The organism is Vreelandella malpeensis (genome assembly GCF_020622355.1).
Classification (GTDB): domain Bacteria; phylum Pseudomonadota; class Gammaproteobacteria; order Pseudomonadales; family Halomonadaceae; genus Vreelandella; species Vreelandella malpeensis.
Genome location: NZ_WHVL01000003.1, coordinates 298,260 through 320,751, shown reverse-complemented (window position 1 = coordinate 320,751; position 22,492 = coordinate 298,260). Strand labels below are relative to the sequence as shown.

22 protein-coding genes are annotated in these 22,492 nt (G+C 65.3%); 12 read left to right on the top strand and 10 right to left on the bottom strand.

Going from position 1 to position 22,492, the window contains the following annotated elements; genetic code table 11:
- Positions 1–36: 36 nt before the first annotated feature.
- The 4 genes from dgcA to gbdR all read right to left on the bottom strand — a co-directional run bounded on the left by dgcA (position 37) and on the right by gbdR (position 5,048).
- A complete protein-coding gene (gene dgcA, locus GEV37_RS09750) occupies positions 37–2,109 on the bottom strand; it encodes a dimethylglycine demethylation protein DgcA (protein WP_227390042.1) in 2,073 nt (690 codons plus the stop codon).
- 10 nt (positions 2,110–2,119) lie between these two features.
- Complete coding sequence (locus GEV37_RS09745; protein WP_227390041.1) at positions 2,120–2,653, bottom strand: DUF5943 domain-containing protein; 534 nt, start codon at positions 2,651–2,653, stop codon at positions 2,120–2,122.
- Between the two features lie 65 nt (positions 2,654–2,718).
- The gene (locus GEV37_RS09740) at positions 2,719–3,696 is read right to left on the bottom strand and encodes a dipeptidase (RefSeq protein WP_227390040.1); all 978 of its coding nucleotides are present in this window, start codon (positions 3,694–3,696) and stop codon (positions 2,719–2,721) included.
- 212 nt (positions 3,697–3,908) lie between these two features.
- A complete protein-coding gene (gbdR, locus tag GEV37_RS09735) occupies positions 3,909–5,048 on the bottom strand; it encodes a choline metabolism transcriptional regulator GbdR (protein WP_227390039.1) in 1,140 nt (379 codons plus the stop codon).
- A 343-nt stretch (positions 5,049–5,391) separates the two neighbouring features.
- On the opposite strand from gbdR, the gene mscL reads away from it, so the two are divergent.
- On the top strand, positions 5,392–5,901 hold the full coding sequence (gene mscL, locus GEV37_RS09730) for a large-conductance mechanosensitive channel protein MscL (RefSeq protein WP_227390038.1): 510 nt from the start codon (positions 5,392–5,394) through the stop codon (positions 5,899–5,901).
- Positions 5,902–5,989: 88 nt separating this feature from the next.
- Here the strand turns inward: mscL and GEV37_RS09725 are convergent, their stop codons facing one another.
- The 5 genes from GEV37_RS09725 to hemC all read right to left on the bottom strand — a co-directional run bounded on the left by GEV37_RS09725 (position 5,990) and on the right by hemC (position 11,084).
- Positions 5,990–6,304 (bottom strand): hypothetical protein, encoded by a 315-nt coding sequence (locus GEV37_RS09725; protein ID WP_227390037.1) that lies wholly within the window; start codon positions 6,302–6,304, stop codon positions 5,990–5,992.
- 348 nt (positions 6,305–6,652) lie between these two features.
- Positions 6,653–7,912 (bottom strand): heme biosynthesis HemY N-terminal domain-containing protein, encoded by a 1,260-nt coding sequence (locus GEV37_RS09720; RefSeq protein WP_227390036.1) that lies wholly within the window; start codon positions 7,910–7,912, stop codon positions 6,653–6,655.
- Entirely contained in the window at positions 7,909–9,330 is a 1,422-nt protein-coding gene (locus tag GEV37_RS09715) for a uroporphyrinogen-III C-methyltransferase (protein ID WP_227390035.1), read from the bottom strand. Before GEV37_RS09715 ends, GEV37_RS09720 begins: the two co-directional genes overlap by 4 nt.
- A gap of 13 nt (positions 9,331–9,343) precedes the next feature.
- Positions 9,344–10,138: a uroporphyrinogen-III synthase gene (locus tag GEV37_RS09710; RefSeq protein ID WP_227390034.1), complete on the bottom strand. Its 795-nt coding sequence runs from the start codon at positions 10,136–10,138 to the stop codon at positions 9,344–9,346.
- A gap of 1 nt (position 10,139) precedes the next feature.
- Positions 10,140–11,084: a hydroxymethylbilane synthase gene (gene hemC / locus GEV37_RS09705; protein WP_227390033.1), complete on the bottom strand. Its 945-nt coding sequence runs from the start codon at positions 11,082–11,084 to the stop codon at positions 10,140–10,142.
- A gap of 127 nt (positions 11,085–11,211) precedes the next feature.
- Between hemC and GEV37_RS09700 the strand changes: the two genes are divergently transcribed.
- From GEV37_RS09700 to GEV37_RS09665, 8 genes are all read left to right on the top strand, one after another.
- Complete coding sequence (locus GEV37_RS09700; protein ID WP_227390032.1) at positions 11,212–13,281, top strand: putative bifunctional diguanylate cyclase/phosphodiesterase; 2,070 nt, start codon at positions 11,212–11,214, stop codon at positions 13,279–13,281.
- A 115-nt stretch (positions 13,282–13,396) separates the two neighbouring features.
- On the top strand, positions 13,397–14,800 hold the full coding sequence (gene argH, locus GEV37_RS09695) for an argininosuccinate lyase (RefSeq protein ID WP_227390031.1): 1,404 nt from the start codon (positions 13,397–13,399) through the stop codon (positions 14,798–14,800).
- Positions 14,797–14,910: an LPS translocon maturation chaperone LptM gene (gene lptM, locus GEV37_RS09690; RefSeq protein WP_227390030.1), complete on the top strand. Its 114-nt coding sequence runs from the start codon at positions 14,797–14,799 to the stop codon at positions 14,908–14,910. Before argH ends, lptM begins: the two co-directional genes overlap by 4 nt.
- Positions 14,910–16,181, top strand: coding sequence for a diaminopimelate decarboxylase (gene lysA, locus GEV37_RS09685; RefSeq protein WP_227390029.1), 1,272 nt, complete (start codon positions 14,910–14,912; stop codon positions 16,179–16,181). The genes lptM and lysA overlap by 1 nt, the downstream gene beginning before the upstream one ends.
- Complete coding sequence (gene dapF / locus GEV37_RS09680; protein WP_227390028.1) at positions 16,181–17,014, top strand: diaminopimelate epimerase; 834 nt, start codon at positions 16,181–16,183, stop codon at positions 17,012–17,014. Before lysA ends, dapF begins: the two co-directional genes overlap by 1 nt.
- A gap of 16 nt (positions 17,015–17,030) precedes the next feature.
- Positions 17,031–17,741: a DUF484 family protein gene (locus GEV37_RS09675; RefSeq protein ID WP_227390027.1), complete on the top strand. Its 711-nt coding sequence runs from the start codon at positions 17,031–17,033 to the stop codon at positions 17,739–17,741.
- Complete coding sequence (locus GEV37_RS09670; RefSeq protein WP_227390026.1) at positions 17,734–18,642, top strand: tyrosine recombinase XerC; 909 nt, start codon at positions 17,734–17,736, stop codon at positions 18,640–18,642. The genes GEV37_RS09675 and GEV37_RS09670 overlap by 8 nt, the downstream gene beginning before the upstream one ends.
- Positions 18,639–19,385 (top strand): HAD family hydrolase, encoded by a 747-nt coding sequence (locus tag GEV37_RS09665; RefSeq protein ID WP_227390025.1) that lies wholly within the window; start codon positions 18,639–18,641, stop codon positions 19,383–19,385. The genes GEV37_RS09670 and GEV37_RS09665 overlap by 4 nt, the downstream gene beginning before the upstream one ends.
- On the opposite strand, the gene yihA is transcribed toward GEV37_RS09665, so the two are convergent.
- Positions 19,382–20,017 carry a ribosome biogenesis GTP-binding protein YihA/YsxC gene (yihA, locus tag GEV37_RS09660; protein WP_227390024.1) on the bottom strand — a complete coding sequence of 212 codons (636 nt, stop codon included), beginning with the start codon at positions 20,015–20,017 and terminating at the stop codon, positions 19,382–19,384. The genes GEV37_RS09665 and yihA overlap by 4 nt on opposite strands.
- 323 nt (positions 20,018–20,340) lie before the next feature.
- Here yihA and GEV37_RS09655 point away from each other — a divergent pair, with 323 nt between their 5' ends.
- From GEV37_RS09655 to GEV37_RS09645, 3 genes are all read left to right on the top strand, one after another.
- Positions 20,341–20,973 (top strand): thiol:disulfide interchange protein DsbA/DsbL, encoded by a 633-nt coding sequence (locus tag GEV37_RS09655; protein ID WP_227390023.1) that lies wholly within the window; start codon positions 20,341–20,343, stop codon positions 20,971–20,973.
- Between the two features lie 14 nt (positions 20,974–20,987).
- Positions 20,988–21,803 (top strand): endonuclease/exonuclease/phosphatase family protein, encoded by an 816-nt coding sequence (locus GEV37_RS09650; RefSeq protein ID WP_227390139.1) that lies wholly within the window; start codon positions 20,988–20,990, stop codon positions 21,801–21,803.
- A 127-nt stretch (positions 21,804–21,930) separates the two neighbouring features.
- Positions 21,931–22,479: a TRAP transporter small permease subunit gene (locus tag GEV37_RS09645; protein ID WP_227390022.1), complete on the top strand. Its 549-nt coding sequence runs from the start codon at positions 21,931–21,933 to the stop codon at positions 22,477–22,479.
- The last annotated feature ends 13 nt before the right edge of the window (positions 22,480–22,492 follow it).

Sequence of the window (22,492 nt, the reverse complement as noted above, 5' to 3'; positions counted from 1 at the left end):
AAGGGCCCGCGGCGGTCGGCTTACAGCGTTATTGTGTCAGAAGTCCTTGCACAACCGCAGCGCATCATAGATGGCCGCATGCGTGTTGCGTGGCGCGGTGCAATCCCCCAGGCGGAACAGTGCGAAGCCGTCGCCGCTCTCTTGCAGGCAGGGCTGGGGCGCGATCGCATAGAGCGCTTCCAGGTCCATCTGGCCCTTGTTGCGCGACTGCTCCTTGAGCGCGTAATAGAGGGTTTCGTCCGGGCGCACGCCGTTCTCGACCACGACCTGGTCGACCACGCGCTCCTCCAGGGCACCCGTGTACTCGTTCTCGAGCACCGCGACCAGGGAGTCGCCTTCGCGATACACCTTATGCAGGGCGAGATCCGAGGTCATGATGACCTCCTTCTCGTAGAGGCTTCGGTAGTAGGTCGGGAAGGTGGTGCCGCCCACCGCCGCACCGGGCTTGATGTCGTCGGTGACGATCTCGACCTTGGCACCCTTGTCCGCCAGGAAGTCCGCCGCCGAGACACCGGAAAACTCACAGATGGTGTCGAAGACCAGCACGTTATTGCCGGGCGCGACGCGGCCCTCGAGGATGTCCCAGGTGCTGACGACCAGGCTCTTGTCGGACTCGGCGTCATAGCCCCACTCGGGTACCTGGGAGAGAAACGGCTGGCCGCCGGTGGCGAGGATCACCACGTTTGGACGCAGGTCAGTAATGGTCGCTTCGTCCGCCCTGGTGCCCAGACGCAGGTCGACGTTCAGGCGCGCGAGTTCGAGCTGGTACCAGCGAGTGATGCCCGCGATCTGGTCGCGCTGAGGCGCCTTGGAGGCGATGGTGATCTGCCCGCCGATCTGCTCCTTGGCTTCGAACAGCGTGACGTCGTGGCCACGCTCGGCGCACACCCTGGCCGCCTCCATGCCCGCAGGGCCACCGCCGACGATGACCACCTTGCGCTTGGGCCCGTCGCTCTTCTCGATGATATGCGGAAGCCCCATGTACTCCCGGGAGGTCGCGGCGTTCTGGATGCACAGCACATCCAGGCCCTGGTACTGGCGGTCGATGCAGTAGTTGGCACCCACGCACTGCTTGATCTGGTCGACCTGGTTGTTCTTGATCTTGGCGATGATGTGGGGGTCGGCGATGTGGGCACGGGTCATGCCGACCAGGTCCACGTAGCCGCCTTCCAGAATCCGCTGGGCCTGGTTGGGGTCCTTGATGTTCTGGGCGTGAATGACCGGCACGCTGACCACTTCCTTGATACCCGCTGCCAGGTGCAGAAACGGCTCCGGCGGGTAGGACATGTTGGGAATGACGTTGGCCAGGGTGTTGTGGGTATCGCAGCCCGAGCCCACCACGCCGAAGTAGTCGACCTTGCCGGTGGCGTCATAGTAGGCGGCGATGCGCTTCATTTCCTCGTGGTCGAGGCCGTCCGGGTGGAACTCGTCGCCGGTGATGCGCATGCCCACCACGAAGTCGTCGCCGACCTCGGCGCGCACCGCCTTGAGCACTTCCATGCCGAAGCGCATGCGGTTCTCGAAGCTGCCGCCCCATTCGTCGGTGCGCTTGTTGACCCGCGGGCTCCAGAACTGGTCGATCAGGTGCTGGTGCACGGCGGAGAGCTCGACGCCGTCGAGACCGCCTTCCTTCGCCCGGCGCGCGGCCTGGGCGAAGTCTTTGATGATGCGCCAGATCTCCTCGACCTCGATGGTCTTGCAGGTCGAGCGGTGGACCGGCTCGCGGATGCCGGAGGGCGAGAGCAGCGTCGACCAGTCGTAGCCGTCCCAACGCGAGCGCCGCCCCATGTGGGTGATCTGGATCATGATCTTGCCACCGTGCTTGTGCACGGCATCCGCCAGGTTCTGGAAGTGGGGGATGATGCGGTCGGTGGAAAGATTCACCGAGCTCCACCAGCCCTGGGGGCTGTCGATCGAGACAATCGACGAGCCGCCGCAGATGCACAGCCCGCAGCCCCCCTTGGCTTTCTCCTCGTAGTACTTGACGTAGCGCTCGGTGGTCATGCCGCCGTCGGTGGCGTACACCTCGGCATGCGCCGTGCTCACCACGCGGTTACGAATCGTCTGCTTGCCGATCTGGATCGGCTTGAACAGTGCCTCGAATGCCATGGCGCGATCCTCAGTTCAGGGGCGTGACGACGAACAGGCCGTGATCATGGCCCTCTTCGGCACCGCTTTGGGTCTGCTTTGCCACCGTGCGCCGCGAGCTGCCCCGCGCGCTCAGGATCTGGTCCATGGCGCCGGCGAACCAGCCGGTGAACATGTACTCGATCTTGCGGTTCACCTTGCCTATCTGGTAGACGAAGGCGCTATGCTCCAGGCGCACCCGGGCGGTGCCGGCGTCGAGGTCGATCTCTTCGGTGATGAACACCCCCCAGCCGCGCTGTGAAAGCCGCTTCATGTAGTGCTCGAACACTTCCTCGCCTTCGAGGCCGTGCAACTCGGCCTCCTTCTCGCACCAGTGCCAGGCGCTCTTGTAGCCGGCGTGGTAGAGGATCTCGGCGTACTTCGCCGGCCCCAGGGCATCTTCGACGGCCATGTGGTTGTTGACGAAGAAGTGGCGCGGCACGTACAGCATCGGCAGCGCATCGGTCGTCCAGACGCCGGTCTCGCTGTCGACTTCGATCGGAAGTTCGGGAGTCATCTTGGTCACGGTTTCATTCCTTCCACTTATCGTTGTTCTCGCGTGTTCGCCCACGGGGCCGGGGCGAGCGTCATTCATTCGCCCCAGACATCCTTCAGGGTGCGCACCCAGTTCTCGCCCATGATCTTTCTGACCTGCTGCTCGCTCATGCCGCGCCGCAGCAGCGCCTCGGTCAGGTTGGGGAACTCGCCGATGGTGCGGATGCCTTCGGGGTTGATGATCTTGCCGAAGTTGGTCAGACGGCGGGCGTAGCCCTTGTCGTGGGTCAGCCACTCGAAGAAGTTCTGGTCGTGGCCCTGAGTGAAGTCGGTGCCAATGCCGATGGCATCCTCGCCGACGATGTTCATGATGTACTCGATGGCCTCGACGTAGTCGTCGATGGTGGAGTCGACCCCTTTCTTGAGAAACGGGGTGAACATGGTCACGCCGACAAAGCCGCCGTGGTCGGCGATGAACTTGAGCTCCTTGTCGGACTTGTTGCGCGGGTGCTCCTTGAGCCCCGACGGCAGGCAGTGGGAGTAGCACACCGGCTTTTTGGACTCGAGGATGACCTCCTCGGAGGTCTTGGCGCCGACGTGGGAGAGGTCACACAGCATCCCCACCCGGTTCATCTCGGCGACGATCTCGCGCCCGAAGCCGGAAAGACCGCCATCGCGCTCGTAACAGCCGGTGCCGACCAGGTTCTGGGTGTTGTAGCACATCTGCACGATGCCCACGCCGAGCTGCTTGAAGATCTCGACGTAGCCGATCTGGTCTTCGAAGGCGTGGGCGTTCTGGAAGCCGAAGATGATGCCGGTCTTGCCCTCTTCCTTGGCGCGGGTGATGTCGGCCGTGGTGCGCACCGGGCGCACCAGGTCGCTGCACTCGGCCATCAGCTGGTTGGAGGCGACGATGTTGTCGACGGTGGCCTTGAACCCTTCCCACACCGAGACGGTGCAGTTGGCTGCGGTCAAGCCCCCGCGGCGCATGTCCTCGAGAAGCTCGCGGTTCCACTTGGCGATGATCAGGCCGTCGATGACGATGGCGTCTTGATGCAGTTCAGAAGGACTCATAGGGGGCTCCATAATTGTTCATAGGGTGGAGCATACCGCCGCGATGGCCCCGCTCTGCGCTTGGAAACGACGGCGGAAATTCCAAAAACGTCATCGTGGCGACCCGTCGACGTCCGGCAGTGGCGACGCGCCGCGCCAGGCGTGACAAGGCAAAAGGCTGCGGCCACAACGCAAGAAGCCGCCCGCAGGCGGCTTCTTGGATGAGGCAACGCTCAGTTGATCAACGGGACGCTGGCGAAGGTCGGCTCGCCCTGGGCGTAGGCCAGGGCCTGCAGCGCGCTCGAGGCGGGCTCGCCGCTGGCAGGCTCCATGCCCCAGTGCTTGATCAGGGTCGAAGACGAGATCTTCGGCGCCTGGCGCGACTGGCAGCCCATGCGCTCGTCGCGCGGGGGGATGCCGAAGCACTCGCGGTAGCACTTGGAGAAGTGCGGGGTGGAGACGAAGCCGCAGATCGAGGCGATCTCTATGATCGAGAGCGAGGTCTGCTTCAACAGCTGACGCGCCCGCACAAGGCGCAGTTTCAGGTAGTAGCGCGACGGCGAGCAGTGCAGGTAGCGTTGGAAGAGCCGCTCGAGCTGGCGCCTGGAGACGTCCACGTAGCTTGCCAGCTCGTTGAGCTCCAAAGGCTCCTCGAGGTTGGACTCCATCAGCGCGACGATATCCAGAAGCTTGGGCTGGGTAGTGCCCAGCACGTGCTTGAGCGGCACGCGCTGCTGGTCTTGTTCGTTGCGCATGTGCTCGTAGATGAACATCTCGGAAATGCCTGCCGACAGCGCCTTGCCGTGGTCGTGGGCGATCAGGTTGAGCATCATGTCGAGCGGCGCGGTGCCGCCGGAGGCGGTGAAACGGTCGCGGTCGATGGAGAAGAGCTTGGTGGTGAGCACGATTTTCGGGAAGGCTTCCTGAACCGAGGCCAGACACTCCCAGTGGATGCTGGTCTCGTAGTGATCCAGAAGCCCCGCCTTGGCCAGCGCCCAGCTGCCGGTACAGATGGCGCCCAGGTGGCGCAGCTGGCGCGACTGGGACTGCAGCCAGTGGATGTGCTCGCGGCTGACGCTGTGCTGCGGGGCGACGCCGCCGCAGACGATCACCCAGTCGAGCGCGAGCGGCGCCTGCATGGCAGCGTCCGGCGTCACGTTGAGCCCGTCGCTGGCGCGCACCGGCGAGCCGTCCTGGGTCAGCGTGTACCAACGGTAGAGCTCGCGGCCGGCCAGCTGATTGGCCATGCGCAAAGGTTCAATTGCCGAGGCAAGGGAAATCAGGGTGAAGTTGTCCAACAGAAGAAAACCGAGGGTCTGCGGAGCGCTGGAGCGCGAGGTGGTCGCGCTGGGTGTTGCTTGATCGGGTGTCATGGCCTGTACCTCTATCACCTGAACGTCATGGGTATTCTTCTTGTAGTTTTCGTCTGTCGCTGGCGTGTTGTTGTAATCCCTGCCTGAGCTGCTCGCTGCCTTTCTGCATATTGGCACGAATGCCACTTATACTGACAAAGCAAACTCGAGCGTAATGCACGTCGTGTCGTTATTGAGACACTCGAGGTCGCCTTGGGGTTGCTTCAATGAGGTTTTCTCCCGTTGGCGAGAGAAAGAAAATGTTTTTTGAACGCCCCAAGTTGCTTTGGTAAGTCTTTGACAAGACTGGTATTAAGCTTAAAACGTTATATGCTAATAAACCATTTCTATGAGGGAAGGTGAGATGTCGAAATTTATCAAGGAGTTTCGCGAGTTTGCCGTCAAGGGCAATGTGATCGACATGGCGGTGGGGATCATCATCGGTGGGGCCTTCACGCTGATCGTGCAGAGCATGGTGAAGGACGTCATGAACCCGGTGATCGGCCTGCTGGTGGGCGGTATCGATTTCTCCAACTTTTTCATTGTGTTGCGCGAAGGCGCGGTGGCCGGCCCTTATCTGACCCTGGGCGCCGCCCAGGCGGCGGGGGCGGTAACGCTCAATATCGGCCTGTTCCTGAACGCCGTGATCAGCTTCACCATCGTCGCCTTCGTGGTGTTCATGCTGGTGCGCAGCATCAACCGGCTCAAGCGCGAGGAGGTGGTCGCGCCCAAGAGCCCCGTCGAGAAACCCTGCCCGCACTGCCTGATGGCCGTGCCGATCAAGGCCACCCGCTGCGGGCACTGCACCTCGGTGATCGAGCCTGTGGAACCCGCTCCGGCTGCGAGTACGGCTTCACCCACCTCGTCGGTATGACCCGACCAGCCACGAAAAAGGGGTACCCGGTCGGGTACCCCTTTTTCATTGGCGTTCCAGCGCCCCATCGCAGTGGGGCGTATCACGATCAGCCTTGGGCGTCAGCGTTGGAGGTCTGTTCGCCGGTGGCACCGTTCTTGGCGGTCAGCTGGCTCAGCGAGGCCTTGCGATCGCTCTGAGCGTGGTCGCGCTTGACATGAGAGTGAGCGGGAGTGATCTGCTCACCGGAGGCGCTGTTGCGCGCGATGACCTGCTCGACGGAGGCCTGAGTGCCGGTGCTCTGGTGCGCGATCGTGGAGCTCGGCTGGCTGATGGCGTTGAGTTCGGCAGAGCCGCGCTCGGCGAAAGCGGAGCCGGAAACGAGAGCAAGAGCGATGGCAGCAGTAGCGGTCAATTTTTTCATGGTGGCGTACCTTTACATTTGAGTATTTTCATATGGTTATAAGGTTCTTTTCGCGGTGCCCGCTCGAGAACATGCGACTATAGTAGTATTGAAAAAATAGAATAAAAAGCGCTTAAAATCGACTAGACCGTTCGCTTATTTTGTATATTTTTCATGCTATCTATCTTGACGGTTCATAGAGACAAGGCGTAGCGCGCCATCAACCTCAAGAAAAGGCGTATAAGGTTGGCCGGGAAGATTGGGTGCGAGCAGATAGGCCTTATCAGACAGCCAGCCGAGGGCGTCGATCAGGTGCCCATGAAAAAAGGGTGCCCGAGAGGGCACCCTTTCATCGTTGCGACGCTGTTGTCAGCGGCGTTTTCTGCCGGCCTTGCCGGGGCCATCGCTGTCGCGTTCGTCGCTGGGTTGGGGGAGCGACGGCAGCGACTGCGCCATCATCTCCACGCTTTGACGATAGTAGAGCTGGCTTTTGTTATGCTCGCCAAGGCTTGCGTAGAGGCGCGCAAGCTCGGCGCACACCTCGCCGCTCGGACGCTGGCGCTGGCTCGCCTCGAAGTACTCGAGCGCCTTCTCCCACTGGCCGGTACGCAGCGATAGCCGTGCGCAAGCGAGCAGCAGCTCCGGATCGTTGGGACGCTCCTGCAACCACTTCTCGGCGCGAGTGCGCTGGCGCGCGGCATCGACGCCCAAAAGCCCGAAGCGCTTGACCAGCCGCGCATCCCAGTGGCTGTCCAGCGACTGGCTCAAGAGGCGCTCGGCGAGCGCTTCTTCGCCAGCCTGCAACAACGCCTCGACGTAGAGCACGATCAGCTCGGTATTGCCGCGCAGGTAGTCCGGCATGTCCGCCCACAGCCCGCGTACCCGTTCGATGTTGGCCGGATTGCCGGCTTCGAACACGATCAGCTCGCGGTAGGCCTTGAACTCGAGCTGCTCACGCTCCTGCTGGGTGATCAACTTCTTGGCCACCAGGCGCGGCACCAGATGGCGCAGCCCCTCCCAGTCGCTGATGCTGAGGTACACCTGCTTGAGCATCTTGAGCACTTGCGGGTGGTTGGGCAGCTTCTGGTCGAGACGGGTGAGGATCGCCAGCGCCTCTTCCGGCTGCTGGCGGTCAATCATCAGCTGCGCCTGCATCAGGCCCACGGCGGTATCGGCACCGTCGGTGGTGAGCTGTGCCTGATTGAGATGCTCCTGGGCGCGCTCGTGATGGCCTTGGTAGTGAGCGGCGAGCGCGGCGGAGAGGTGGTTGACCATCGGCGTGCTGGAATCCTCCGCCGCCCCCGCCAGGGTACGCTCGGCACGCTTGAAGCGGCCCTCGGTCAGTGCCACCAGCCCGCGCACGGTGCGCTTGCTGGCGCGACGATTGCGCGCGCGGGCGTTCCAGGTGCGAAACCGCCCGACCGGGCGAATGATGCCAGCCAACAGGCGCAGCGCGAAATGCACCACGATGAAGGCGCCGAGCAGCAGTACCAAGCCGAACCAGAACGAGGTCTGCACCGAGGTATCGCCGACGCGGATCAGCCAGTAGCCGGGCACCGACATCATCAGGTGGCCGAACAGAGCGCCTACGGCAAGGCCGGCGACGATCAGCAGAAGGAGTTTTCTCATTGCTCACCTCCGCTCTGGCGCCGCGCCTGGAAGCGGTTGTCGATGAAGTCGGCCATGGCCTGCTGCGAGCCGCTGATATCGGGAAGCTCCGGCTCGATGTCGCTCTGCTTGAGCTCCTGAAGGCGCGCGATGACGCTCTGGGTCTCTTCGCGCTCGGTATCGTAGTAGCCGTCGAGCAGGCTCAGCGCCTTGTCGAGGCTCGCCTCATAAAGCGGCTGCTCCTCCTTGAGCAGGGCGAGCTGCGCCTGCTCGAGAATCAGGCGCAGGCTCTGGCGCAGGTAGGACTCCTGTTCCGGTGTCACCAGGGTCTCGAGGGCTTCGTCGTGGTGGCGAATCACCACCAGATCACGCAGCTCGGCGCCGAATTTCGCCAGCTGGCGCTCGAAGGAGCCGCTCGGCGGCTGCTCGATGCCGGAGGTCACGGCACGCTCCTCGATCTCTTGGGAGAGACGCAGGCCTGCCACGCGCTCCTGCTGGGCGTTGAGCGCAAGATAAAGGCCGGTGCGGTCGACACGCGGCACGGCGTCCAGCGCCGCCAGTTCGCTTGCGATCTCGCGGCGTACCGGCGTCAGCGCCGGGTTGTCGGCGTCGACCAGGCGGGCGTCGGCGGTGCGCAGCAGAGCAGAGGCGCCCTCGACATCACCTTCGAGCTGCAGGCGCTGGTTGGCCAGGCGCAGGAGGTAGGCGGCTTCGGCGTGGAGCCAGTCGCGCTCATCGGTGTCTTGGGCCTGCGAGAGCTGGTCGAGCACCTGGTTGATGGTCTCGTCGACGTTCGACTGCACGCTTTCGAGCTCGCCGCGCAGTTCGCTGACGGTGCTTTCGAGGGTGTCGTTGCGCTCGGTCTCGCCGCTCTCGAGGCGTGACTCGAGATCATTCAGGCTCTGCTGCGTGGCGCTGGCCTCGGTTTGCTGGGCGATCTCGTCCAGGCGCGCCTGCTGGCTCTCAAGGCGCTGCCAGAGCTGCCAGGCGACGACGCCGAGCACCAGCGCCAGGATCAGCACCAGCACGATGGCAAGTGTGCCGGCCTTGCCGCCGCGCCCGCCTGGAGGCGGCGACGCGGGAGGCGGGCTGCCGGGGGGCTTGGCGGCGCCGGGCTTGGTTTCTGCGGTGCCCTTGACGGAGCTCGTCGGAGCGGGCGCGGCAGTGGCGGCGGGCGTCGTGGCCTTGGGCGCATCACTCGTCGAGGCGGCGCTGGCAGAGGCGTTCGGCGTCGAGGGCGTGCTGCCGCCGCTCCCCCCCTTGTTGCGACGTCGCGAGCGGCTGTTCTTGGCGACGTAGGCGTCGGCAGCGCGCTGGCTGTCCGCCGACGACGGGGTGCTGGCGGTATCGCTGCCCGAAGCCTTTTCCACCGGGCGGTCCTGAGAGGCGGCATCGGACGACTTGTCGGCGCCGGTCTGATCAAATGGTTCTTTGCTCATCTGTCGCTAGCCCTTATTGAGTTCTTTCATCGACATCGGCACCCCGTACGTTGCAGGACTCGTTCAACGCCGCTGCCAGCGCGGCCGGCGATGCACCCGACGCCACCTTGATGGCACGAAATCCCAGCCGGCCGGCCAGCAGGGCCAAGCGGTGGCTGGAGACGATTAATGGTTGGTTCAGCGCTTTTTCATGGCACCATCTTGCCAGATATTGCAGCAGCTCGCCGCTGGTCACGACCAATGCATGAAAACTGCCAGCCGCCAGCTGCCTTTGCAACTCGGCCTCCGGCGGCTGGTAACGCCGCCGGTAGACCTCGACCCGGGTCACCTCGGCGCCACGCTCGGCAAGCGTCTCCCCGAGCAGGGCGCGACCACCTTCGCCGGCCACCAGCAGCACGCGCTGGTGGGATAGGTCCGCAAGCGAGGCCAATGACAGCAGCGCTTCGCTCGACTCCTCGCCGGCGCCGGGGGGCGGCGTATGGGCACGCACGCCAAGCGTCTGATCGAGCACCTCGGCGGTGCCGCGCCCCAGGGTGTAGAAGTCGATGCCCACCGGCAGCTGCGGCCAGTAGCGATCGATCGCCTCACCCAGGCAGAGCGCCGCGAAGGGGCTGGCTACGATTATCTTAGGGTAGTGGTCGAGATCGAGCCACACGCCTCGCGTCGCGGCGTCCTCGTCGAGCGCCTCGAGGGTCATGACATCGAGACGCGCGACCACGAAACCCTTGTCGCGCAGCGCGCCCGCCAGGGTCTCGCCGCGCTCGCCGGGGCGGGCGATCAGTACCGGCGCCTGGTTCACCGTGGGCATCTCATACGTTGTCGCCGTACACCTCGGCGAGAATCTCGCCGGCGCCCTGGTCGAGCAGGTCCTCGGCCACGCGAATGCCCAGCGCCTCCGGCTCGTGGATCGAGCCGCGCCCTTCGGCGCGCAGCACCTCGGTCCCCTCGGGATTGCCGACCAGACCGCGCAGCCAGATCGTCTCGTTGGCCTTGTCGAGCACCGCGTGGCCGGCGATCGGCACCTGGCAGCCGCCTTCCAGACGCGTGTTCATGGCGCGCTCGGCGCGCACGCGGGTGGCGGTATCGGCGTGATCGAGCGGAGCGAGCAGGCTGATCAGCTCCGGGTCGTGCAGCCGGCACTCGACGCCCAGCGCCCCCTGGCCGCAGGCGGGCAGGCAGAGCTCCGGGGGCAGCTCCTGGGCGATACGCGCGCCAAGCCCCAGGCGCTTGAGCCCGGAGGTGGCGAGGATGATGGCGTCGAACTCGTCGGCGTCGAGCTTGGCCAGGCGAGTCTGCACGTTGCCGCGCAGGTTGAGTATCTCGAGATCCGGGCGCAGTTCGCGCAGTTGCAGACCACGGCGCAGGCTGGCGGTGCCGATGCGCGCGCCGTCGGGCAGCGCGTCGACGCTTTGAAAACGGTTGGAGACGAAGGCATCAGTGGGCTCGGCGCCCTCGAGGATGATGGAGAGCCCCAGACCTTCGGGGAAGTGCATCGGCACGTCCTTCATGGAGTGCACGGCGATGTCCGCCCGGCCGTCGAGCATGGCATCCTCCAGCTCTTTGACGAACAGCCCTTTTCCGCCAATCTTGGAAAGCGGGGTATCGAGGATCTTGTCGCCCTTGGTGGACAGCGCCACCAGCTCGACCTCCAGACCACTATGCGCCGCCATCAGTCGTTCCCGGACGTACTCGGCCTGCCACATGGCCAGTTGGCTCTTGCGCGTGGCGATGCGCAGTTTGGTGATGGATGACACGTTATTCTCCCTTTGCCGCTGACACGGCGCGTCGAACTATGATAAGTCTCATCATAAAGCACCCGGTCACGCAGTAAAAATAACCAGCCATAATTGGTTGATGGACCCTTTGTTCAGGTAACGCCCTATGTCCCCTGCCAAGCCGCAAGGCGAGCTAGATCAATTTTTCCTGCTGTCGCAGGACTTGTTCTGCTGCATCGATTTCATGGGGACGCTGTTGAACGTCAATCCCACCTTCGAGCACCTGCTGGGGTATTCCGCCCAGGAACTGATCGGTCGGCCCTGCGGGGTGATCATCGACCCGCAGGATTACGCGGTGATCGAGCACGCCCTGATGCGCCTTCGCGACGGCCGGAAGATCGAGGCATTCGACGTGCGCGCGCGCAGCTGGCAAGGCGAGCTCTTCTGGCTCGAGGTGAGCGCCTGTGCCAACGACGATGTCATCTACGTGATCGCTCGCGACATCACCCGGCGCAAGACCGCCGACCAGCAATTGGCGCTTTTGCAGCGCAGTGTGGAGTCGAGCACCAACGGCGTGGTGATCGTCGATGCCCAGGCCGACGACCTGCCGATGGTCTACGTCAATCGCGCCTTCGAGCAGATCACAGGCTACGCCCGGGACGACGTGATGGGACTCAACTGCCGCTTTCTGCAGGGTGAGGAGACCGACGCCGCCACGCTTAAGCAGCTGCGCCGCGCCATTCAGGAGCGGCGCGACGTGCACGTCATGCTGCGCAACTATCGCCGCGACGGCACGCTGTTCTGGAACGATCTCTACATCTCGCCGGTGCGCGACGAGCAGGGCGTGGTCACCCACTTCATCGGCGTGCAGAATGACGTCACCGCCCAGCGCGAGTATCAGGCGCAGCTCAGGCACAACGCCCACCACGATGCCCTGACAGGCCTGCCCAATCGCCAGCTCCTGCATCAGCGCCTGGCCCAGGGCTGCGTGCTGGCCAAGCGCTACCAGCGCTACCTGGCGGTACTGTTCATCGACCTGGACGACTTCAAGCCGATCAACGATTCCCTCGGCCACGACGTAGGCGATTTCATTCTGATCAGCGTGGCGCGGCGCCTCGAGGAGGAGCTGCGCCCCTGGGATACCGTGGCGCGCATCGGCGGCGACGAGTTCATCGTGCTGCTGCCGGATCTGGCCCACGAGCAGGATGTGATGCAGGTGGTCGAGCGCCTGCTGGCCAGACTGTCGGCGCCTTACTGGTACCAGGGCGAGGAGCTTCACATCACCGCCAGCATCGGTATCGGCACCGACGATGGCAGCATCACCAAGCCCCGGACGCTGATCCAGCAGGCGGATCTCGCCATGTACAAGGCCAAAGGGCGCGGGCGCAATACCTACCAGTGGTATACCGACGAGCTCAACCGGCGGGTCACCGAGCGGGTCAACCTGCGTCACGCCCTGGCCCAGGCCATCGAGCAGGAGCAGTTCGAGCTGCACTACCAGCCCCAGATCGATAGCGTCAGCGGGCGGGTGGTCGGGGTCGAGGCGCTGCTGCGCTGGCAGCACCCGCAGCAGGGCAACATCCCGCCGATCGACTTCATCGGGCTCTCCGAGGAGACCGGGCAGATCATCCCGATCAGCGACTGGGTGCTCAGACGCGCCTGCCTCGACGCGGTGGCCCTCAATCGCGGCGAACACGCCCCGCTGACCATGGCCGTCAACGTGTCGCCCATGCAGGTCCAGCGTCCGGGGTTCGTCGCCTCGATCGAGCGAGTGCTGGCCGAGACCGGCCTCTCGGCGGAGCTTCTGGAGATCGAGATCACCGAAGGCGTGCTGATGGATAGCACGGAGCATGCCATCGACGCCATCGAGGGGCTGCGCGCGCTGGGCGTGAACATCGCGCTGGACGACTTCGGCACCGGCTTCTCGAGTTTGAGCTACTTGAAGCGCCTGCCCATCCAGAAGCTCAAGATCGACCGCTCCTTCATTCGCGACGTGACCTGCGACGAGAACGACGCCGCCATCGTCGAGGGGGTGATCACCCTGGCGGAGAAGCTCGGCCTCACCGTGCTGATCGAAGGGGTGGAGACACGCGAGCAGTTTCTCTACCTGCGCGAGCGCCATCCGACCTACCTGCAGGGCTACTATTTCGCCCGCCCGATCCCGCTGGACGCGCTCATCGACTATCTGGATCGCTTCGACCAGCACGCCGTGCTGCGAGACCTCGCCGGGGCCTGAGGCCCGCCCTCGAACTCGCGCAAACCCCGTGCCGCGAAGGCGGCCGACTCTGGTACACTCTGGGCCAACGACTTCCTTGTTTTGCCAACCTTCGTTTTGCCAACAGGTACCCTTGATGAGCCACGCTACGAATCAATCCTGGGGCGGCCGCTTCAGCGAACCCACCGACGCCTTCGTCGCCCGCTTCACTGCCTCCGTGAACTTCGACCAGCGCCTGGCCGGCCAGGACATTCAAGGCTCGATTGCTCACGCCACGATGCTGGCCCGCGTCGGCGTGCTCAGCGACGCCGAGCGCGACGCGATCATCGAAGGCCTGACCGAGATCAAAGGCGAGATCGAACGCGGCGAGTTCGAGTGGTCGGTGCCGCTCGAGGACGTGCACATGAACATCGAGGCGCGCCTGACCCAGAAGATCGGCATCACCGGCAAGAAGCTGCACACCGGCCGCTCGCGTAACGACCAGGTGGCCACGGATATCCGGCTTTTCATGCGCGATGCCATCGACTCGATCGACTCAGAGCTTGCGCGCCTGCGTGAAGGCATGATCACACTCGCCGAGCGCGAGGCGGATACCATCATGCCGGGCTTTACCCACCTGCAGACCGCCCAGCCGGTCACCTTCGGCCACCACCTGCTGGCCTGGCAGGAGATGCTCGCCCGCGACCACGAGCGGCTTCTGGATACCCGCAAGCGGGTCAACGTGATGCCGCTGGGGGCCGCTGCCCTGGCCGGCACCACCTACCCGATCGACCGCCACGTCACCGCCGAGCTTCTGGGCTTCTCCCGCCCGGCGGAGAACTCGCTGGACGCGGTGTCCGATCGCGACTTCGCCATCGAATTCGCCAGCTTCGCCAGCATCCTCCTGATGCACCTGTCACGCATGAGCGAGGAGCTCGTGCTCTGGACCAGCGCCCAGTTCGACTTCATCGACTTGCCGGATCGCTTCTGCACCGGCTCCTCGATCATGCCGCAGAAGAAGAACCCCGACGTGCCGGAGCTCGTGCGCGGCAAGACCGGTCGCGTCTACGGCCACCTGATGAGCCTCCTCACGCTGATGAAGTCTCAGCCGCTGGCCTACAACAAGGACAACCAGGAGGACAAGGAGCCCTTGTTCGACGCCGTCGACACGGTGCTGGACTGTCTCAAGGCCTTTGCCGACATGGTGCCCGCCATCGAGCCGAAAAAAGAGAGCATGTTCGAGGCGGCGCGGCGCGGTTTCTCCACCGCGACGGACCTGGCGGATTACCTGGTGCGCAAGGGCGTGGCCTTCCGCGATGCCCACGAGATCGTCGGCCAGTCGGTAGCCTTCGGCCTGAAGGAGAAGAAGGATCTGTCCGAGATGACCCTCGAGGAGCTCAAGCAGTTCTCCGACATCATCGAGGCAGACGTTTTCGAGGTGCTCACACTCGAAGGCTCGGTCGCCGCGCGTAATCATATCGGCGGGACCGCGCCGGATCAGGTCCGCGCCGCGGCGAGCCGCGCCCGCGAGGCGCTCAAGGCGCACCGGGAGGCGAAATGAAGGCGCTGGCCGCGATCGCGCTGATCGCCTTCGTGCTTGCCGGCTGCGGGCAGAAGGGCCCGCTCTACCTGCCGGACGATAACGCCCAGACCGCCGCCGAGGAGTCCTGATGGATCACTTCAACTACCGTGACGGCGTACTGTTCGCCGAGGACGTGCCGCTCACGCGTCTTGCCGACGAGATCGGCACGCCCTGCTACGTCTACTCGAAGACCACCTTCACGCGCCACTTTCGCGCCTACACCGAGGCGCTGGGCGGCCACCCGCACCTGATCTGCTACGCGGTGAAGGCCAACTCGAACCTCGCGGTGCTGGGACTTCTGGCGAAGCTCGGCGCGGGCTTCGACATCGTCTCCATTGGCGAGCTCGAGCGCGTACTCAAAGCCGGTGGCGACCCGGGCAAGGTAGTCTTCTCGGGCGTGGCCAAGCGGCGTGACGAGATGGTTCGCGCGCTTGAGGTCGGCATCAAGTGTTTCAACGTCGAGTCCGTTCCGGAGCTCGAGCGGCTCAACGCCGTGGCCGCGGAGCTCGGCGTCGTCGCGCCGGTGTCGCTGCGCGTCAACCCGGACGTCGACGCAGGTACCCATCCGTACATCTCCACCGGGCTCAAGGACAACAAGTTCGGCATCGCCGTGGATGAGGCGCTTGAAGCCTACGCGCTCGCTTCCGATCTGCCGAACCTGGCGATCAAGGGGCTCGATTGCCACATCGGCTCGCAGCTCACCGAGACCGCGCCGTTTCTCGACGCCCTCGAGCGGCTTCTGGTACTGATGGAGCGGCTGCGCGAGCGCGGTATCGAGATCGAGCACCTGGATCTCGGTGGCGGCCTCGGCGTGCCCTACCGCGACGAGACTCCGCCGCAGCCCTTCGACTACGCAAGCCAGCTGCTCGCACGCCTGTCACGCTGGGAAGGCGGCGAGAATCTCACGCTTCTGTTCGAGCCTGGCCGTTCCATCGCCGCCAACGCCGGAGTGATGCTCACCCGGGTCGAGTTTTTGAAGCCCGGCGAGACCAAGAACTTCGCCATCGTCGATGCGGCGATGAACGATCTCATCCGCCCAGCGCTCTATCAGGCCTGGCAGATGATCGTGCGCGTCGACACCCGCGAGGCGCGCGAAAGCGCCATGTACGACGTGGTCGGCCCGGTGTGCGAAACCGGCGATTTTCTCGGCAAGGAGCGCGAACTCGCCATTGCCGCAAACGACTTGCTGGCGGTGCGCTCGGCCGGTGCCTACGGTTTCGTCATGGCGTCGAACTACAATAGCCGCCCGCGGCCTGCCGAAGTGATGGTCGACGGTGACCGCGTCCACGTGGTGCGTGCCCGGGAAACCCTCGAGCAGCTCTGGGCCGGCGAGGCGCTCTTGCCGGACGAGGCGAACTGATGCTTCTGCACTTCACCAAGATGCACGGGCTGGGCAACGATTTCATGGTGGTCGACCTGGTCACCCAGCGCGCTCGGCTGACCGACGAGGTGATCGCTCAGCTCGCCGACCGGCGCTTCGGCATCGGCTTCGATCAGCTTCTGGTGGTCGAGCCGCCCCGCGACCCGGACATGGACTTTCGCTACCGCATCTTCAACGCCGACGGCAGCGAAGTGGAGAACTGCGGCAACGGTGCGCGCTGCTTCGCTCGCTTCGTGCGCGAGCAGCGCCTGACCCACAAGCACGAGATCCACGTGGAAACCGCCGGCGGGCCGCTCATCCTGCACGTACAAAACGATGGCGAGGTACGCGTCGACATGGGCCGGCCGCGCTTCGAGCCGGCTGCGCTGCCTTTCGATGCCCAAGAGGATGCGGTGTGCCACGCCATCGAGGTCGACGGCGAGCAGCTCGAAATCGGCGCGGTATCGATGGGCAACCCGCACGCGGTGCTCACGGTCGAAAGCGTCGACAGCGCGCCGGTCGAGCGACTGGGGCCGCTGCTGGAAGCCCATCCGCGCTTTCCCCGCCGGGTCAACGTCGGCTTCATGCAGGTGGTGTCCAAAAGCGAGATTCGCCTGCGCGTGTTCGAGCGCGGCAGCGGCGAGACGCTCGCCTGCGGCACCGGCGCCTGCGCGGCGGTGGCCAGCGGCATTCGCCAGGGGCTTCTGCAAAGTCCGGTGACGGTGCACCTGCCCGGAGGGAAGCTTACCATCGAGTGGCCCGGCGAAGACGCCGCGCTGATCATGATCGGTCCCGCCACGCGCGTGTTCGACGGCCGCGTGACGCTCAACTAATCCAAGGAGAATGGCGATGTCGCAAGCCCCGGAGCCCCGCAAGACGCTCGACCCGGACCAGGTCGCGTTCTGGCTGGCCCGTCACCCGGACTTCTTCGTTGGCCGGGAAGGACTTCTGCAGCAGCTCAAGGTGCCGCACCCGCACATCGACGGCGCCGTATCGCTGCTGGAGCGGCTGGTGATCGACCTGCGCCAGCGCGCCGACAGCGCCGAAGGGCGCCTCGAGCACCTGCTCGAGACCGCTCGCCACAACGAGGCGCAGTACCGGCGCCTGCGCGAGACGCTGCTGGCGCTGATCGAGGCCGAGGACCGCGACGCCCTGGCCCAGGCGCTGGCCGTTCAGCTCGGCGAGCGCTTCGATACGCCCGCCATGGCGCTGTGGTGCCCCGCAAGCCTCAGCGATGACGAGCCCGCGCCGCCGCAGCCGCCGCGCCACGTGCTGGACCAGCACGCGACGGCCCGATTGACGGCGCTGCTCGATGGCCGCACCAGCCGCTGTGCCAAGCTCAGCGTGAGCGACTGGAAGTGCCTGCTGCCCCACACCAAACCGCCGCGCAAGGCCGGCTCCTGCGCCGTCTCGCGACTGGCGGCGGGCGAGCCCGTGGGCTACCTGCTGCTGGCGAGCCCCGACCCGCAGTGCTATCGCGCCAGCATGGACACGCTGTTCACCGAGTACCTGGGCGATATCGTCGCTCGCCTGCTCCAGCGCCTGGACGGGCATGGCTAGTTCGATACTCCAGGCAGCCATCGAGCGCTACCTGGACGCGCTCGCCCGGCGGGCCAGCCCCGCCACGGTCACGGGCTACCGGCAGGATTTGAGGGCCTTCGCGGCCTTCGCCGACGACGCGCAACTGCCTGGGTTTGACGCGCTCGACACGTCCCGGGCGCGTGCCTTTCTGGGGCGTGAGCGCAGCCGAGGGCTTGCGCCGCGCAGCCTGGCGCGGCGCCGCGCAGCGCTGTCCGGCTTCGCCGATCACCTGGTCGGCGAAGGGGCACTGGCGGACAATCCGGTGAAGCTTCTGCGCACGCCAAAGAAACCCGCCCACCTGCCCCGGCCGCTGGACGTCGACCAGCTGGCGCGCTTTCTGGACACGCCTCACGACGACTCGACCCAGGCCGTGCGCGACCAGGCGATGCTGGAGCTTTTCTACTCCAGCGGCCTGCGCCTGGCAGAGCTTGCCGCGCTCGATGTCGACCACCTGCACGAGCGCTTCGTGCGCGTGCTCGGCAAGGGTGGCAAGCCCCGTCAGGTACCGCTGGGCCGCCGCGCCCGCCAGGCGCTGGACGCGTGGCTCGCCCGGCGCCGTGACTTTGCAGCGGCCGACGAGCGGGCACTGTTCGTCGGCCGCCGCGGCGCGCGGCTCGGGCATCGCGCCATCCAGAAGCGCCTCGCCCAGCTCAGCGTCGAGCGCGGCCTTCCCGAACACCTGCACCCGCACCGGCTGCGCCACTCCTTCGCCAGCCACCTGCTCGAGTCGAGCCAGGATCTGCGCGCGGTGCAGGAGCTTCTCGGCCATGCCAACCTTTCCACCACCCAAGTCTACACCCGGCTCGACTGGCAGCATCTGGCCCAGAGCTACGACGCCTCCCATCCGCGCGCCCGGCGCCGCCCAAGGAGCGACTCATGAGCGAGCTTCACGCCATCACCTTCGATCTCGACGACACGCTGTGGGACAACCACGGCGTGATGCTCGCCACCGAGCAGGGCCACTACGGCTGGCTTCTGGAAGAACTCGCCGCCTGGCACCGGGCACGCGGCGAGGCGACGCTTTCGCTGTCGCGGGAGGAGGGGCTTGCCGACTACCTCGAACGCCGCCAGGCGCTCGCCCGGGCCACGCCCGAGCGGCGCGGCGATTTCACCTGGCTGCGGCTGCGCGCCCTGGAGGGGCAGCTCGAGGCGGTGGGGCTCGATCGCAGTACGGCGATTCTCTGGGCGGCGGCGGCGATGAACGAGTTTCACCGCCTGCGCGTACAGGTCACCCCGCACCCGGAGGCTTTTGATCTGCTCGAGACGCTCGGCCGGCGCTATCACCTTGCCGCCATCACCAATGGCAACATCCACCTCAAGCGCCAGCCCCTGGCGGCGTACTTCCCCGTCGCCGTGGCCGCCGGCGAGCTGTTCACCCCGAAGCCCGACCCGAATGCCTTCTTGAACGTGCTAGAGCGTTTGGCGGTAGCACCGAGTAACGCCATGCACGTGGGCGATTCCTGGGAGGAGGACGTGCTGCCCGCCCAGCGGCTGGGCATGCACGCGGTGTGGATCTCCGGCGTAGAGGATCGCGCACTGCCGCCGCGGGTCTACCGGATCGACCACGTCCGCCAGCTGCCGGAGGTGATCGCGCGCCTGGAGCGCGGGGTCGACGGCGCCTAGTCGGGTTCCGGGGCGTCGAGCCAGCGGTCGAGCGTCTGGGACAGAGGCGTGACGCCGTCGCGCTTGAGCGACGAGAAGAGCTGTACCGTGACCAGGTCCTCCCATTCGACCAGCTGCGAGCGCACCTTCTGCAGCGCCGCGCTCGCCGGTCCCTTCTTCAGCTTGTCCGCCTTGGTGAGCAGGATGTGCACCGGCAGGCCGCGCTGGTCGGCGACGTCGAGCATGGTCAGGTCGAACTCGGTGAGCGGATGGCGCACGTCCATCAACAGCACCACGCCCTTCAGGCTGAAGCGGTGCAACAGGTATTCGGAGAGGTGGCGCTGCCACTCGAGCTTGACCGACTCCGGCACCTTGGCGTAGCCGTAGCCGGGCAGGTCGACCATGCGCGTGGCGGGGTTGTTCATCAGGCTGAAGAAGTTGATCAGCTGGGTGCGTCCGGGCGTGCGCGAGGTGCGCGCCAGCGCCTTTTGCTGGGTCAGCGCGTTGATCGCGCTGGACTTGCCCGCGTTGGAGCGCCCGGCGAAGGCGACTTCCGCCCCCGTGTCGTCCGGGCACAGCGCAAGCGTGGGCGCGCTGACCATGAACTGGGCGGTGGCGTAGTTGAGACGCGGGTGTTGGCGGTCTGTCGACATGGCAAGGATCCTGAGCGCGTGAAGCATGCCAGCAAGGCGGCCGGCGCAACGCATCCACCGCTGGCGGCGGGCCGTTGGGGCGGCTTTAGGGATTCGATATAGTGGCGGCCTGGGCCAGCTTGCTGAAAGGCGCTAGTGTAACACCGTGGCGAGGCGAAAGAGCCGTGCCGCGCACGCAACCATTGATATTGGCCCGTCGCGCCGTATAGTGCGAAGAGCCGATGCGTGAAATCGATGCTCGCCCCGGGCGTGCATTGGGGGGCGGGAACCGGCGAATCCCTTTCATGGTCATAGGCTTCGCTCATTCTTGGAGAATTTCTGACATGCTCAAAGTATTCGTGGCTGCGCTGGCCGGTCTCACCCTCTCTGCCGCCGCCAGTGCGCAGACCGTTGTCGAAGGCCAGGACTACACCCTGCTCGAGACGCCCGTGGCCACCGTCGCCGACGACGATCATATCGAGGTCACCGAGGTCTTCTGGTTCGGTTGCCCGCACTGCTACGCGCTGCAGGACACCGTCGACGAGTGGTACGAGACCCTCGACGACGACGTCGAGGTCGTCAAGATGCCCGCCACCATGGGCGGCAACTGGAACACCCACGCCACGGCCTTCTACGCCGCCCAGTCGCTGGGCATCGAGGAGGAGCTGCACAAGGACTTCTTCGACGCGATTCACCAGGATGGCCAGCGCCTGACTGACGAGGACGACATCGCCGCGTTCTTCGCCAACTACGGCGTGAGCGAAGACGACGCCAAGAAGGCGCTCAACTCCTTCCCGGTCCGCAGCGAGACCAACAAGGCCAACAGCCGCATGCGCGCCATGCGCCTGATGGGCGTGCCGGCGCTGGTGGTCGACGGTCGCTACGTGATCACGCCGAGCACCGCCGGCGGCCTCGAGAACATGCCGGTGATCGCCGAGGCGCTCATCGAACAGGTGCGCAGCGAGCGCGACGAGTAACCGTGCAGGACCCCATGGACGGCAAGACCTCGCGCGACGAGCGGCCGCTGCTCGAAAGCGGAACGCTCAGGCTGATGACCTTCAACCTGCAGGTGGGCATCCAGACCTCGGCGTACCACCACTACCTGACGCGCAGCTGGCAGCACTTTCTGCCGCACCCGCGTCGCGTCAAGCGGCTCGACGTGATGGGTCAGGTACTGGGCCAGTTCGACGTGGTGGGACTGCAGGAGGTCGACGGCGGAAGCTTTCGCTCGAGCCGCATCAACCAGGTGGAGTACCTGGCCGCTCAGGCCGGGTTTCCCCACTATTTCCAGCAGCTCAACCGCAACCTGGGGCGCATCGCCCAGCACAGCAACGGCCTGCTTTCCCGCCTCACGCCCAGTCAGATCGAAGAGCATCGCCTGCCTGGCGCGCTTCCCGGACGCGGAGCGATCCACGTGCGCTACGGCCATGGCCCGGACGCGCTGCACATCTTCGTTGCCCATCTGGCGCTGAGCCATCGCGGGCGGGTACGCCAGCTCGACTACCTCAGCGAGATCATCGCACCGCTGCGCCATGTGGTGGTGATGGGCGATCTCAACTGCACCCCGGATCAGCTCCACGCCCACGAGCGCTTCAGCGCCTCGCTTCCGCTGCATCCGGTCAAGCCGCTTCTGAGCTACCCCTCCTGGCAGCCGCGCCGGGCGCTGGATCACATCCTGCTGTCCCAGACGCTGGAGGCCGCTGAGGTGAGCGTGCTCGATCATCTGTTCTCGGATCACCTGCCGGTGGCGGTGGAGCTGCCGCTGCCCGGCGCCTGCCTGGAGGCGCTGCGCGCCGCCGTCGACTGAACCCGGAAGAAACCGTGGCCGGACGCTGAAAAATGCCTCTCGTGCGGTGTACCGTGCCTGCGGGGGATGACGCGAGCCTTAGAATCAGCGATGATTCGGAGCCGTTTCACCAACGCAGGACACCCCAATGCGTGCAAATTCTCACGAGCCCCGTTTGTTGCGCTGGCTCGACAGCCTGACCGAAGGCGTCGGGCGAGCGATCGCGTGGCTCGTGATCGTCATGATGCTGGTGCAGTTCGCCATCGTGGTACTGCGCTATTTTCTGGGCGTCAACAGCATCGTCATGCAGGAGTCGGTGATGTACATGCACGCGACGGTATTCATGCTCGGCGCCGCCTGGACGCTCAAGCAGGACGGCCACGTGCGGGTCGACATCTTCTACCGCAAGCTGTCGAGCCGGGCGCGTGCCTGGGTCGACCTGCTGGGTACGCTGTTTCTGCTCGTTCCCGTGGCGCTGTTCATCGCCATCGGCAGCTACCACTACGTATTGACCAGCTGGACGATCATGGAGCGCTCGCCCAATGGTGGTATTCCGGCGGTGTACCTGCTCAAGACCCTGATTCTGGTGATGATGGCGCTTTTACTGCTGCAGGCGGTGGCGCAACTCGTTCGCCAGGCGCTGATCATTCGCGGGGCGCTGCCCAACCCCACCCATGAGCACGAGGAGATCGTCTAGTGGCCGTGTTACT

Bases quoted from the DNA above. Each gene is read 5' to 3' on its own strand.
- dgcA (WP_227390042.1), bottom strand. From the start codon at position 2,109: ATGGCATTCGAGGCACTGTTCAAGCCGATCCAGATCGGCAAGCAGACG.
- GEV37_RS09740 (WP_227390040.1), bottom strand. From the start codon at position 3,696: ATGAGTCCTTCTGAACTGCATCAAGACGCCATCGTCATCGACGGCCTG.
- gbdR (WP_227390039.1), bottom strand. From the start codon at position 5,048: ATGACACCCGATCAAGCAACACCCAGCGCGACCACCTCGCGCTCCAGC.
- mscL (WP_227390038.1), top strand. From the start codon at position 5,392: ATGTCGAAATTTATCAAGGAGTTTCGCGAGTTTGCCGTCAAGGGCAAT.
- GEV37_RS09725 (WP_227390037.1), bottom strand. From the start codon at position 6,304: ATGAAAAAATTGACCGCTACTGCTGCCATCGCTCTTGCTCTCGTTTCC.
- GEV37_RS09720 (WP_227390036.1), bottom strand. From the start codon at position 7,912: ATGAGAAAACTCCTTCTGCTGATCGTCGCCGGCCTTGCCGTAGGCGCT.
- GEV37_RS09715 (WP_227390035.1), bottom strand. From the start codon at position 9,330: ATGAGCAAAGAACCATTTGATCAGACCGGCGCCGACAAGTCGTCCGAT.
- GEV37_RS09710 (WP_227390034.1), bottom strand. From the start codon at position 10,138: ATGCCCACGGTGAACCAGGCGCCGGTACTGATCGCCCGCCCCGGCGAG.
- GEV37_RS09700 (WP_227390032.1), top strand. From the start codon at position 11,212: ATGTCCCCTGCCAAGCCGCAAGGCGAGCTAGATCAATTTTTCCTGCTG.
- argH (WP_227390031.1), top strand. From the start codon at position 13,397: ATGAGCCACGCTACGAATCAATCCTGGGGCGGCCGCTTCAGCGAACCC.
- lptM (WP_227390030.1), top strand. From the start codon at position 14,797: ATGAAGGCGCTGGCCGCGATCGCGCTGATCGCCTTCGTGCTTGCCGGC.
- lysA (WP_227390029.1), top strand. From the start codon at position 14,910: ATGGATCACTTCAACTACCGTGACGGCGTACTGTTCGCCGAGGACGTG.
- dapF (WP_227390028.1), top strand. From the start codon at position 16,181: ATGCTTCTGCACTTCACCAAGATGCACGGGCTGGGCAACGATTTCATG.
- GEV37_RS09675 (WP_227390027.1), top strand. From the start codon at position 17,031: ATGTCGCAAGCCCCGGAGCCCCGCAAGACGCTCGACCCGGACCAGGTC.
- GEV37_RS09670 (WP_227390026.1), top strand. From the start codon at position 17,734: ATGGCTAGTTCGATACTCCAGGCAGCCATCGAGCGCTACCTGGACGCG.
- GEV37_RS09665 (WP_227390025.1), top strand. From the start codon at position 18,639: ATGAGCGAGCTTCACGCCATCACCTTCGATCTCGACGACACGCTGTGG.
- yihA (WP_227390024.1), bottom strand. From the start codon at position 20,017: ATGTCGACAGACCGCCAACACCCGCGTCTCAACTACGCCACCGCCCAG.
- GEV37_RS09655 (WP_227390023.1), top strand. From the start codon at position 20,341: ATGCTCAAAGTATTCGTGGCTGCGCTGGCCGGTCTCACCCTCTCTGCC.
- GEV37_RS09650 (WP_227390139.1), top strand. From the start codon at position 20,988: ATGGACGGCAAGACCTCGCGCGACGAGCGGCCGCTGCTCGAAAGCGGA.
- GEV37_RS09645 (WP_227390022.1), top strand. From the start codon at position 21,931: ATGCGTGCAAATTCTCACGAGCCCCGTTTGTTGCGCTGGCTCGACAGC.